This window comes from Legionella lytica (assembly GCF_044626755.1).
In the GTDB taxonomy this organism is placed as follows: Bacteria; Pseudomonadota; Gammaproteobacteria; order Legionellales; family Legionellaceae; genus Legionella; species Legionella lytica_A.
In genome coordinates this window covers 1-13,177 of record NZ_JBGORX010000007.1, presented here as the reverse complement: position 1 = coordinate 13,177, position 13,177 = coordinate 1, and the positions used below count along the sequence as shown (strand labels likewise).

Below are 13,177 nucleotides of genomic sequence, written 5' to 3'. Positions count from 1 at the left end.
AATACGGGGGATTGACATCACCGTTACCTCGTCGACTCCTCTCCCACGAACAAGTCACGCGGAGTGAGGCGTAAAAAAGGCGGCAAGGTCATTCCATCTGCTAGCACCAAAAACCCAGCTGCAATTAAATTCCCCACCAACTGTACTTGAACTCAGAGCAGTACATAACGTATTATCATCTTCTTTTGAATTTATAGTTTTTGCACATCAGAATGGATGACAGAGCAAAAAACCGTTTAGGAGCTACACGATGGCAGCTGAGCTTTACTCCACCTCACTTGTCAGTAATCCCGTCACGAACTCGGGTCCCTTGCCTGCCCCGCAAGGCTACTATCGCTCTAAATTATTTATTGCTCCATTTTCAACCAATACCTTAGTTGCCGCAGCCGGGCCATTATTATCCCTGTTAGAGCGCCTGTGTTTAAGTGCGGCCTTGCCTCCGGTTGACCACATCCGAGATAATATTGAGCATGAACTGTTGGCCTTTCACAGCAAGCTCCATGCTTCGAAATATCCAGAAGCACTAATTGGTATTGCCTACTACCTGGTTTCAGCAACAATCGATGAGATGCTCGGTAAAAGTTACATGCGTGTCTATAATATCACCGCTGAATTCAAAGCCTTTACCCCATTAACCCACGATAATGCCCAGCCTCAAGACCGTTTCTTTGAAATTGTCGACTACGTTAAAGAGCGGCCAAATCAATACCTTGACCTGATTGAACTGGTGTATTATTTACTGATACTTGGATTTGAAGGATGCCACCATCTTAAAGCGGATGGGAGGCAAGTTTTAGATAATTACATTGAAGATCTGTACCAAATCACACAACAGCATCGTTTTCATAAACCACAACGTCTTTTTAATGAAAATCCCATGCCGAAAATCGTGAAGAAAAATTATAAAACCTCCATAGTAACCGTAGCCATTGCTGCAGCGATTGTTTCGCTTGCTTTCTTTACCAGTCACCTTTTATTAGAAAATAAAGCAAAAGCCGTTTTGATTGGTCATACCCAACTTGCATTGCTGGATAAATAATGGACAACTCTTTACATGCATTATGTGATGCAATTAAAAAAACACTCTCACGATTAAAACCACAAAGCAATCAATTGTCGTTTATCGTCATCACCGGAAAACATGCGCAAGGTAAATCTTCTTTATTAAAACAAAGCAATATGGAAGAAATGCCGGTTTTCAGTGAAGAGCATGCCAAAGTTTATTTTAACCCAGGCGGTATTATCGTTGAACTAGGTGAGGGATGGTTTACCAACAGTAAAACTCTGTTGCAAAATACCTTAAAGCAACTCAATCGGTGCAGCAGTTACCTTAAAATTACCGGGGTAGTGCTGTGTATTGATGTCGAAGATTTACTCATTAGCGACCGCAATCAATTTGGTGAGAAAAGAAAAGCCCATTTACAATTATTAGAGCGCTGGGGTGTTAACTTAGGTTATCCGGTTGAATTAGCGTTGATTTTCACCAAAATGGATACCTTGGCCGGCTTTACTGAGTTTTACCAATCAAATCATGCTTCTGACCTACTAAAACCATTAGGTTTTTCATTAGATTGCGTGAATGAGTTACACAAAAAAATCGAAACATTTACCTCACAATTCAATCAGTTGCTTGAAGCGATAGGACAACAAGTAATCCCCAAAATGCATCCTGCTCGTTCAACAATAAGACGCAGCTTAATTCGTGAATTCCCCATTCAAATGGCAGGCTTACGCCCTCCCATTCATTCCTTGTTGCAAGGAATTTCACCTAAACTATTCCAGCTGCATTCGATTTATTTTACTAGCGCGGAGCAAAGTGGGGTTAGTATTGACCGTTTAAATAAGAAAATTCAACACGAATATGCCTTAGTAGTGCAAGATACCTTCCCGCAAGCAACTAATTTTAGAGCCTATTTTGTTGAAGGGGCGTTAAAATCCATCCAGGAACAATGCAGCCAACTGCCACAAGCACGGAAATTTTCCCAAAAACCATTAGTTGCACTTACCGCAGGTCTTGCCGGAATTGCTTTATGTGTTTTAAGTTATCATCATTATAAAGCCGTGCACTTACTCGATGAGGTCAGTAAAGAATTGCTGGCTTATGATGCCTTGGTGAGCCAAAAAGATAAGGGTAAGCAAGCGCTGTATCACCTCTCCAATGCCGCTAAAAAATTAGCTAATGTTTCCAGTAATTCTTTATCTTTACCCACGGTACATCAATTAAAATCAAATTTACACAATAATACGGAGCATCGCTTACAAGGGGAGTTTTTACCCGCAATCACGGCAGAACTTGAAAGCGTCATGAGCAGCCCAGGCAACACCCCTATTGCACGTTATAACGCCCTTAAAGTATATCTGATGTTGGGACAGCCCGAACATTTTTCTGCAACTCAGATTCACGATTGGTTTAGCGCACAATGGCGTAATTTACCTGCCGCAGAATTGCAAAAGCAAATGGCCTTACTCAAGCAATCTTTAAGCAAACCACCTAAAGAAATGTTAATGAAATCGCAAGTGGTCAGTGATGCACGTAATTATCTTAATGCCTTGCCGAGCAGCTACCTTTATTATTCTATTGCCAAAGAGTCCTTCCCCAGCACGCGACAAAAAATTACTGCGGATGGATTTATTTTAGCAACCGATGAATTACCTGTTTATTACACCCGAGCCGGCTTTCACGAGATAATCAAAAGAATTCCCGAAATAAGCCAAAACCTGCAAAAAGAAAACTGGGTGCTTGCGCATCAGGATATCTCTGATTTACCTAATATGCTCACGCAAGCGTATAGTTACGATTATGTAACCTGGTGGCAAACCTTTATGCGCCGCTCACAACCGGCACATTATCAGAATTATCAGGAAGGCCGTCAGGTTGCTAAACGCTTGGAACAATCGCATGCCGTCGCCTCTTTAGTTGGCTTATTGCAGCAAGAAACCAAGGCGGATTTAAGCAACGAAGCATCCTTATTTAACCAGGCAATTGCCAGCCAATTTACCGATTTAAATTTAATGAGCCTCTCCGGCACTAAAGAATTAAGTATAAAAATAGAAGAGTTAGATCGCTTCATATCCACCCTATCAATGATTAATGACGGCGGAAAAACAGCCTTTAATATAACTAGATCCCGTTTTATGACTGATACCGCTTCCGATCCGGTCAGCTTACTCTTTAATCAAGCACGACAATTACCCGAACCCTTAAGCAGTTGGGCGAAACAATTAGCCGGTGAAACCTGGGGGCTCTTGCTCAAAGACAGCCGTCAGTACATTAATCAACAATGGCAGCAAACGATTTATCAAGAATTCCAACATCGAATTGCCAAACGTTATCCCTTGGATGCGAATCAACGTGAAGAGATTGCTCTTGCCGATTTTAACCACTTTTTCGCGACCAATGGTTCCTTAAACTCCTTTACGGAGCAATTTGTGAAACCGTTCTTGGATACCTCCTCTGCAGAGTGGAAACCTAAGGCCGTTAATGACTCCGTGCTTCCTATCGCTACAGAAACTCTAGATGCACTCATGCGGGCAAATATAATTACTAATATGTTTTTCCCTAATGGCAGTAATGAGAGTCGCATCGACTTCAGCTTGCAAAAAATAAATCTGGATCCCGTGATTGCCAGCCTGGTTCTGGAGATTGGACATACGCAAATAGCAGACAATCAAAGTAGTGAATCACATATTCGCTTTATTTGGCCTCAACCCAATGTCAAACTCGCCCTAGATTCTATTGATGGTAATCACTATGAATTGGCAGAACAAGGTAATTGGGCATTATTTAAGCTTCTGGAAAAAGTAAACGTGTTAATTGATGAGCACGACAGCTCAAGTTTGCAAATTCTTTTTGAAGTGAACAGTAATTCGGGACGTTATTTATTAAAAACCAATAATCAGGTGAATCCGTTTACTCCCGGAATTTTGAATGGCTTTGTGTTAAATGAGGCTATTGTTTAAAGCTAAGTTTTATTCAAATAGTTCACTTATCTATGTTAGAAATTAAGAATGCTGGGCTTAACAGCCCAGCCTCTCTAGTCTATTATGGCTTAAACAGGTTATTAACAGTATCAGCAATGCCATCAACAAACCCTTTAGCGCCATCTCGAAGCGATTCCACCCCAGGCTCTTTATCCTCATTATAAAAACGAGGTGCATCTTGCTTAGCAAAACCTTGTTCGACAGTAGCAACAAGACGACTTACCATGCTTATCCATGACTTAATAAAAGACACCACAGAAATAGTGAGTGCTGCAGCTGCGGTTATGATATAACCCAGCGCGTTATCTGCATGGTCTTTATGGTCATTTTGCATAAGTCCCCAGTGAATAGCTAAAGCCTGCGCACCTTCCCATACAGAAGCCACGAGGGCACCCGCGGCAGTCATAAATGCCACTGCAGGCAAAACTGTAGCACCCATTACCTCATCCATATAATCATGGCCATCACGTATAGGGTGTAATAAAAGATTGCGATTATTTAATGTGTTCCAAACAAAGTCCTCTTTTTCTTCGGAGCTTTTCAGTTTATTAAAATCCTCCCAAAGTGCTCCTGTTTGTAAGACTAATGCATGAAGATGATCAATATAATTAGAGAAAAAACTCTTTTGAGGATCAGGGCGTTTAAAAAAACCAGGCATAATTATTCTCCACAACAAGGGTGATATTGGACTAAATTTGGGGGGATTATAGCAATGAAACATTAAGAGAACATTATGAATTTTTTAAAAGCCCCAAAATGCCCCAAAACCTTTTTTGGAAAAATAAAGAGCAACAAGAACAAATAAAGAGCGACCCCTTCTAGAAACAGTGCAGATATAAGGCTACATTACCTTTCCCAATTAGGTGTGATTCCTAATGATGGTCCGTTCCTTTCAGCTCAACAAGCTCAATGAAATTAACTAAATCCTGTAAAGCCTCTAATTTATCTTGAGTAACAAAGCATATTTTTTAGGTTGATAAAAAGAGCTCATTCATCGCCATTTCCCTAGAAGTCGGTGCAAATACCTCTTCTGGCTGTAAGATAAAATGTTCTGGTGACAATTCGCGTAATGGATTGAGCAAACCCTGTTGCATTGCCATTTCATGATAATTCTGCAATTCAACCGCATAAGTCTCCCTTAATTGAATTATATTATTCATCATTTTAACTGCCATGTCTTCCGCTTGTGCATCCTGAAACAAAATGATCGGATTATCTTTATCATCTTTTCTCGTATTATAAACGCCACCACGTCGCACCAATGCTGAAATCAACTCATAGAGCTGCTGGTTATCTAAACTAGTAAAACGATATAAAGTACCAATATATTCTTCTCGCTGTTTCATTGTTAACTGCTCAAAAACGATGCCTTTCTCTTGATTTTTGCCTATCTGAATATCTTTTGAATGAGACTTAATATGCATTTCATCATTAGTTAAAGCCTGCCCTGCATCAACAAGTACGACTTTAGCACGCCCCTCTTCAAGCACATAGCCGGTATTACAACCACTTCCACCCAACCAATCCGGATCACCTACAATTTTTGCTATGGCAGCAAGAGACATTAACTGCTCTAACTCATAGCTAAGTCCATCTTTTGCAGTAATTTGTTCAGGGGGATTTCCCTGTTGCCGAATATGATCAACTACCTCTGAGCCTAAATCCGAATATCCTTTTACATATTGCTCCATGAAAGTAGCATACACGGGTTTATTAAGACTCCCATAAGTTGCTTTATCTAAGAGCAACGCAACGTTTTCCTGTATGTCCCGCTCCTTGCGATTAATTAACTTAAGCTCTAATTGATCAGTCCACTTTTTTCCGTGATTTAGGGTCTCTTTTTTAGCGAACTTAAGCTCTTCCGTCAGGAAATAACTAAAGAGTAGTTGCTGCATGTAACTGTGATCACGTAGGGCAATTAAACTATAAGGGACTTTAGCCACTAAGCCATAAAATCCCAAACAAATCTTTTCTTTTACCACACTACCCAGTGCACCATCCTCCGGCTTCTCAATAAACTCAAAAGTATCTCCCTCGCGATGCATTCGCGCTTTATCCAGGATTACTATTTTATGTTTACGTTTAGGTACTGAACCACCTTTTGGATGGAAAAGACCGAGAGCGATCATCAGATCAGTATTTCTTTTTTCACGCATGATAGCCTCCCTCATCAACTTTGGAGGTACATGAACAATGTCATTATGGCAGTTGATTCATATGTCCAAATTATTGAAGCGCCCTCCTCTTCTGCTGATGCACTGCTTTGGCAAAGGAAAATAAGAGCACAAAATAAACTAACTTCAAGAAACCTGTATATCTATCGACCATCAAAAGATAGTGCTCAATAACTACTTTATTAATTATAGGTTATTTTTTGCTCACATAGGGGAAAAATAGCCTTGGTTCATATATACTTAGAGTCCCTATTTAAAGAAAGGTCAGATACTATGCGTACTCTCATTTCCTGTTTACTTATCACCATACTAAGCTTTGGTCTGTTGGTTAATGAAGCCGCAGCCAAGCGTTTTGGCGGTGGCAGAAGTTTTGGCGTGCAACGCTCACAAAGCAGCATGTACTCCCCAAATAAAGTTCAAAAAACCACGCCTTTAGGACAACGTGCTAACAATACCAGCAAGTGGGGTGGACTCTTAGGTGGCTTATTAATTGGTGGCCTATTAACCAGCCTGTTTATGGGGCATGGCTTCGGCACTGGCATAATGACTTGGTTAATTGTAGGTGCAATCATATTTTTTGCAGTTAACTTTTTCCGCAGACGCATGCAGCCGGGAATGCAAACTGGACAGCAAAACCGTGCATTTAACCAGCAACAAAGTCCGTTTAACAATTTTACTCAAGCGTTTAACAATTCTGGCGCCAATAGTAGCGGTGCGGCAGATGTTCCAGCAGGCTTTTCGCCCGCAAACTTTTTACGCGAAGCTAAAGTAAGCTTTAATCGCCTACAAGCCGCTTACGATGAAAAAAATACTCAAGATTTAAGAGAGTTTACCGCTCCTGAAGTATTTGCGGAAATTAAAATGCAATTGGATGAGCGTGGCAATGAGCCCAATAAAACGGAAGTCATTAATTTAGAAGCAGAATTATTGGATATCTCAAGACAAACTAATTCTTATATTGCCAGCGTGCACTTTACGGGCTCAATCAAAGAAAATGATGAGCCAATGACTCAATTAGATGAAATCTGGCATTTCCGCCAATTTGATGGCAACAGTGCCTGGGTTGTTGGTGGTATTCAGCAAAACGAGTTTCAATCTTAAAATCATTCGTAGCCCGTATTAGACATAGTCGTAATACGGGTATTATGCCACCAATATCAATATTAGCCTTCGCTAATGTGGAATACTCCTTGACCCAGTTTATTCACCTGGATCCTCTTCTTGAAGTTCATTCGGCTTTGCACATACATCGAAAATTCTAATTAAAGAACGAAGATAAGAAATAAAATTACCGGTTGGGTTATAAAACCCAACCGCAGGGATATTTAATTACATGGTGATATAAATAGATAGGCAGGATTATACATACTGTACTTCAACGATTTCGTAATCAACCATGCCACCAGGCGTATTGACCGTTACGACATCATCCAACTCTTTGCCAATAAGGGCGCGACCAATCGGTGAACTGTATGAAATTTTATGCAGTTTAATATCTGCTTCATCTTCGCCAACGATCTGATAAGTGATCTGCGCATCTGTTGCGAGATGGCAAACCGTGACCGTTGAGCCAAATACCACCTTGCCATTATTCGCTAATTTACTGATATCAATAATTTGCGCATTAGATAATTTGGCTTCCAACTCTTGAATACGACCCTCATTAAAGCTTTGCTGTTCACGCGCAGCATGATACTCAGCATTTTCCTTTAAATCGCCATGTGCACGTGCTGTAGCAATTGATTCTACAATTCGTGGTCTATCAACAAATTTTAAACGTTGTAATTCTTCTTTCAGTGCTTCTGCACCTTGTATTGTCATGGGATGTTTATTCATATCAACCTCTAAATGTAATTCCCTGGTAAAAGATACCTCATTGAATCTCTATTCTGGTTGTCTCCCCTAGACCAGAATAATGATTGTTTAGGAACAATAAAACCACTGCTCCCCAATAATGATACCAATAGTTAATGTAAATCCTGTAAACGAGTTACAGTCTCTCGGTCTTCATATTTCATCGCAAGACATGCTGCCTCAGCACCAGAAAGAGTTGTCGTATAACTCACCTTGTGCTGCAAGGCATTGCGTCTGATTGCAAAGGAATCTGCAATAGCTCGCTTACCTTCAGTAGTATTTACAATGAAATCGATCTCATGATTTTTAATGAAATCCAATACATGGGGACGTCCTTCAGAAACTTTAAATACTCGGCGGCAATCAACTCCTGCCGCTTGTAATACTAAAGCCGTACCCCGAGTGGCAATGATTTCAAAACCTAATTCAATCAGGCGTTTGGCAATCTCTCCCACCCTGGTTTTATCCGCATCACGTACGGAAACAAAAGCACGTCGCCTTTTGGCAATGTTACACCCTGCGCCCAATTGTGCCTTAGCAAATGCTTGTCCAAAACGCCTTGCGATCCCCATTACCTCGCCTGTCGACTTCATCTCTGGCCCAAGAATCGAATCGACTCCAGCAAACTTGATAAAAGGGAAAACCGGCAATTTAATCGAGTAAAATGCCGGCATATGATGATTTTGGCTTAAGCCCTGCTCTTTTAAACTCATACCTAACTTACAACGTGCCGCAATCTTCGCTAAAGGTAAGCCTGTCGCTTTGGATACGAAAGGAACCGTACGTGATGCCCGTGGATTCACTTCCAACACATAAATATCATCAGCTTGAATGGCAAATTGCGCATTGATTAAACCCACTACACCTAATTTCAATGCCATTTGGCGCATTTGTTCCATCAAATCTTGTTGCACCACCACACTCAAACTAAAAGGTGGCAGTGTACAGGCAGAGTCACCAGAGTGAATTCCTGCTTGTTCAATATGTTCCATGACCGCACCAATCAAGACATCCTTACCATCGCAGACGGCATCAATATCCACTTCAATGGCATCATTTAAAAATCTATCCAGTAGCACCGGTGAATCATTGGATACGGCCACAGCATGGGATAAATAATGGCGTAAATCCTCTTCTTGATAGACCACTTCCATAGCCCTTCCGCCTAAAACATAGGAGGGTCTAACGACTAAGGGATAGCCAATCTTGTTCGCCAAAGCAATAGCTTCTGCCTCGCTACGTACAGTGCCATTTTCAGGCTGATGCAAACGTAATTCCGTAACCAGTTTCTGGAAGCGATCCCGGTCTTCTGCCGTGTCAATTGCATCCGGCGAAGTACCAATAATAGTCACCCCATTCGCCTCTAAAGCACGCGCCAATTTTAATGGTGTTTGTCCGCCATAATGAACAATGACTCCATCTGGCTGTTCTACATCCACAATAGCAAGCACATCTTCAAGTGTTACCGGTTCAAAGTACAGGCGATCCGAAGTATCAAAGTCTGTAGAAACTGTTTCTGGATTACAATTTACCATTATGGTTTGACATCCAGCGTCTCTTAATGCCATCGCCGCATGCACGCAGCAATAGTCAAATTCAATTCCTTGACCAATGCGGTTAGGACCGCCACCAAGAATCATAATCTTTTTCTTGTCGCTGTCTGGACGCGCCTCGCAACTACTCTCATAGCAGGAGTACATGTATGCCGTATCACTGGGGAATTCCCCCGCACAGGAGTCGATGCGCTTATACACGGGCACTATGCCTAGTTCTTTACGCCAAGCACGTACTTCATCTTCAGTACAACTTAATAGTTGGGCTAAATAAGCATCAGCAAAGCCACGACGTTTTAATAATCTCAGCGTGGTCTTATCCAGTTCATTAAGCTTCTTATCTTGAAGGGAACACTCAAGCTGTACCAACTCTTCAATCTGCGCCAAGAACCAGGGGTCAACCCGGCTCTCCATATGAATTTCTTCAAGCGACAAATGATGACGAAATGCATCCGCTATATACCATAAGCGATCGGGCGTAGGCTCACGTAAATGACCCCGCAACTCAGCCAAATCGTCATTTTTAAAGATTGGGTGTAAGCCACAACGTCCAGTTTCCAATCCACGAATCGCTTTTTGTAAGGACTCCTGGAAGTTAGCACCAATAGCCATTACCTCCCCCACCGATTTCATTTGTGTCGTTAGGGTATCCGAGGTTTGCGGGAATTTATCAAAGTTAAAACGCGGCACTTTAGTAACGACATAATCAATGCTCGGTTCAAATGAGGCTGGAGTTTTGCTTCCAGTAATTTCATTCTTCAATTCGTCAAGCGTGTAGCCAACCGCCAGTTTTGCAGCAATCTTGGCAATCGGAAAACCAGTCGCTTTAGACGCAAGAGCGGAGCTGCGCGAAACCCTAGGGTTCATTTCCACCACCAGCATACGTCCGTCTTCAGGATTAATCGCAAACTGTACGTTTGAACCACCCGTATCAACGCCCACTGCGCGTAACACTTTAACCGCTGCATCACGCATGCGTTGATATTCTTTATCTGTTAGTGTTTGTGCTGGCGCCACAGTAATGGAGTCACCGGTATGCACCCCCATCGGGTCAAGATTTTCAATAGTACAGACAATAATGCAATTATCATTTTTGTCACGTACCACCTCCATTTCATACTCTTTCCAACCCAAGACCGACTCATCAATCAGTAATTCATGGGTGGGTGACAGCTCTAAACCGCGAGTACAAATTTCTTCAAATTCTTCCCGGTTGTACGCAATCCCCCCCCCGCTACCACCCATGGTAAATGAAGGGCGAATGATCGCAGGATAACCTAATTGCGCTTGCACCTGAAAAGCTTCTTCCATCGAGTGAGCAATGGCAGAGCGCGGCATTTCCAAACCAATTTTAATCATTAATTGGCGGAACTTTTCCCGATCTTCAGCTTTATCAATTGCTTCTCGCGTAGCCCCTATCATTTCTACGGAATATTTTGCCAAAATACCTTCACGAACCAGATCCAAAGCACAGTTTAGCGCCGTTTGCCCTCCCATCGTGGGTAACAAGGCATCCGGACGTTCAATTTCAATAATCCGTGCTACTTCTTTCCAGGAAACGGGTTCAATGTAAGTTGCATCCGCTAATTCTGGATCTGTCATAATCGTTGCGGGGTTAGAATTAACCAGAATAACTCGATACCCTTCTTCTCTTAGCGCCCGTACTGCTTGAGTGCCAGAATAGTCAAATTCACACGCTTGCCCAATAACAATAGGCCCTGCACCAAGTATCAATATGGATTTAATATCAGTTCGTTTTGGCATGGCAACAACTAAAAAAATAAAGTGATGTATTTTACCGATTTTTGCTTAAAGTTTATACCTTTGATTGCGATTCTTTAACAAATTAACTGTACTCATTCGCCAGCACAATCTGTAAGCCCGCTTCAGTCAGGGATAAATACTTATAATGAGGGTCTGCGGTAGTGCGCTCTAACCATTCATTAGCAATGCAAATGTCAGTTAATTTTTGTGCCTCCTCTACAGAAACAGGCATATTCAGTTTCTGCGATAAAACTGCCGCTGCTTCCTCTTCAATCGTTAAAAACACTTGATCACGGGTTACGCCGAGAAGTTTCATCTCGTCATAAAATAATTTTAAAATATCTAGCTCATTCACAATAGTCACCTTAAATCAAAAACCTTCATTAATATCAAGTATTAATGAAGGTCTAAAAAAATTCCAATCTAAAATGGCAAATTTAACTAAATGCCACAATATTAGAGTTTATGCCCGTACACGTACTGTTGTTACAAAGCTGAACCGAACAACCAGAATACAGACCAGGAAGTAAGGAGTTCCCCCCAAGATTCAATGCATTCGTAACCGTTGCCACGATGCCAGTAATACTCACCCCTGCGGTACAAAGCAGCCCCCCTCGAATATTTAAGAATGTATTAGGAAATACGTTCATATTGGTTCCCACGCATACCCATGCGGTTGTTAATATACCTCCAGGATAATTACAGGAAGTAATATTTGGAGTGACCGCAATATAAGTATAACCATTAGTTAAGGTGGCGGTAGAAATCGTATTGTTCACCACAACATTTACGGTCAACGAGCCGCTGGTGTAAGCAGGTGTTACTGCGGTGATGGTGTTTGCATTCACCACGCTGGTGCTGGTTGTTGCCTGGCCACCAATAGTTACGGTAGTTCCGGGAATAAAATTAGAACCAGAAATCGTAACACTCGTACCACCAGAAGACGTACCTGAAGTTGGCACAATCGAAGTAATGGTTGGTGCGCTCGCAATATAAGTGAATGCATTTAACAAACTTGCCGTGCCCACCCCATTATTCACGCTCACCGATTGCACCAAGGCGCCACTAACATACGCTGGAGTTGTTGCCGTTAAGGTAGTGGAGTTCACCACACTCACATTCGTTGCCGCCACACTACCAATCGTTACCGTAGTACCAGGAGTAAAGCCTGTTCCATTCAAAGTGATTGACGTTCCACCCCCAGTTGTTCCTGAGGTGGGAGCAATACTTACCAAGGTGGGCGCTGGAGCAATGTAGGTGAAACTACTGGATAAAGTAGCATTTGAATTACCGTTATTAATGGTAATGTCCTTAGTCAATGAACCACTTACATATGCAGGAGTTAGGGCTGTTAATGTGGTTGCATTGGCTACGACCACAGATGTCGCACTGACTCCTCCCACAGATACGGTCGTTGTTGGGGTAAAGTTGGTTCCGGTAATGGTAATGCTCGTACCGCCTGCCATCGGACCACTGGTTGGATTTACGTTGGTAATAGTTGGCGCAATGGCAACATAAGTATAGCCACTCGTTAAAGTTGCGCTACCAGCACTATTGCTTATTACAACATTTTTCACTAAAGAACCACTGACATACGCTGGAGTGACTGCCGTTAAGGTGGTGGCATTAACTACTGTCACGCTCGTTGCAGCAAGCCCCCCAATGGTTAAGGTCGTGGTTGGGGTAAAGTTGGTACCGCTCACAGTAACCGCAGTACCTCCCGCCATAGAACCACTATTGGGACTAATGCTGACAAGGGTTGGTGCTGCAGGCTGATAGGTGAAGCCGCCACTTAATACCGCATTAGAGACACCATTATTGACCACCACATTCACCGCCAAAGCCCCACTG

Annotated in this window: 10 protein-coding genes; 4 read left to right on the top strand and 6 right to left on the bottom strand. The window is 42.2% G+C overall.

Going from position 1 to position 13,177, the window contains the following annotated elements; all coding sequences use genetic code 11:
- Positions 1-250 precede the first annotated feature (250 nt).
- Together icmH and icmF are read left to right on the top strand one after the other, a co-directional pair.
- Positions 251-1,039, top strand: coding sequence for a type IVB secretion system protein IcmH/DotU (icmH, locus tag ACD661_RS13225; RefSeq protein ID WP_400188342.1), 789 nt, complete (start codon positions 251-253; stop codon positions 1,037-1,039).
- The gene (gene icmF / locus ACD661_RS13220; protein WP_400188341.1) at positions 1,039-3,960 is read left to right on the top strand and encodes a type IVB secretion system protein IcmF; all 2,922 of its coding nucleotides are present in this window, start codon (positions 1,039-1,041) and stop codon (positions 3,958-3,960) included. Before icmH ends, icmF begins: the two co-directional genes overlap by 1 nt.
- Before the next feature lie 82 nt (positions 3,961-4,042).
- On the opposite strand, the gene ACD661_RS13215 is transcribed toward icmF, so the two are convergent.
- Together ACD661_RS13215 and ACD661_RS13210 are read right to left on the bottom strand one after the other, a co-directional pair.
- The gene (locus tag ACD661_RS13215) at positions 4,043-4,639 is read right to left on the bottom strand and encodes a hypothetical protein (RefSeq protein ID WP_400188340.1); all 597 of its coding nucleotides are present in this window, start codon (positions 4,637-4,639) and stop codon (positions 4,043-4,045) included.
- 310 nt (positions 4,640-4,949) lie between these two features.
- The gene (locus tag ACD661_RS13210) at positions 4,950-6,137 is read right to left on the bottom strand and encodes a hypothetical protein (RefSeq protein ID WP_400188339.1); all 1,188 of its coding nucleotides are present in this window, start codon (positions 6,135-6,137) and stop codon (positions 4,950-4,952) included.
- Positions 6,138-6,167: 30 nt separating this feature from the next.
- Between ACD661_RS13210 and ACD661_RS13205 the strand changes: the two genes are divergently transcribed.
- Both ACD661_RS13205 and ACD661_RS13200 read left to right on the top strand, forming a co-directional pair.
- Positions 6,168-6,329, top strand: a complete 162-nt coding sequence (locus ACD661_RS13205) for a hypothetical protein (protein WP_400188338.1) — start codon at positions 6,168-6,170, stop codon at positions 6,327-6,329.
- A gap of 99 nt (positions 6,330-6,428) precedes the next feature.
- Positions 6,429-7,256 carry a Tim44 domain-containing protein gene (locus ACD661_RS13200; RefSeq protein ID WP_400188337.1) on the top strand — a complete coding sequence of 276 codons (828 nt, stop codon included), beginning with the start codon at positions 6,429-6,431 and terminating at the stop codon, positions 7,254-7,256.
- 258 nt (positions 7,257-7,514) lie between these two features.
- On the opposite strand, the gene greA is transcribed toward ACD661_RS13200, so the two are convergent.
- The 4 genes from greA to ACD661_RS13180 all read right to left on the bottom strand — a co-directional run.
- The gene (greA, locus tag ACD661_RS13195; protein WP_400188336.1) at positions 7,515-7,991 is read right to left on the bottom strand and encodes a transcription elongation factor GreA; all 477 of its coding nucleotides are present in this window, start codon (positions 7,989-7,991) and stop codon (positions 7,515-7,517) included.
- A gap of 131 nt (positions 7,992-8,122) precedes the next feature.
- A complete protein-coding gene (carB, locus tag ACD661_RS13190; RefSeq protein WP_400188335.1) occupies positions 8,123-11,326 on the bottom strand; it encodes a carbamoyl-phosphate synthase large subunit in 3,204 nt (1,067 codons plus the stop codon).
- A gap of 82 nt (positions 11,327-11,408) precedes the next feature.
- A complete protein-coding gene (locus tag ACD661_RS13185) occupies positions 11,409-11,681 on the bottom strand; it encodes a hypothetical protein (RefSeq protein WP_400188334.1) in 273 nt (90 codons plus the stop codon).
- A gap of 82 nt (positions 11,682-11,763) precedes the next feature.
- The coding region (locus ACD661_RS13180; RefSeq protein WP_400188333.1) for an IPT/TIG domain-containing protein at positions 11,764-13,177 on the bottom strand (1,414 nt) is incomplete at its 5' end.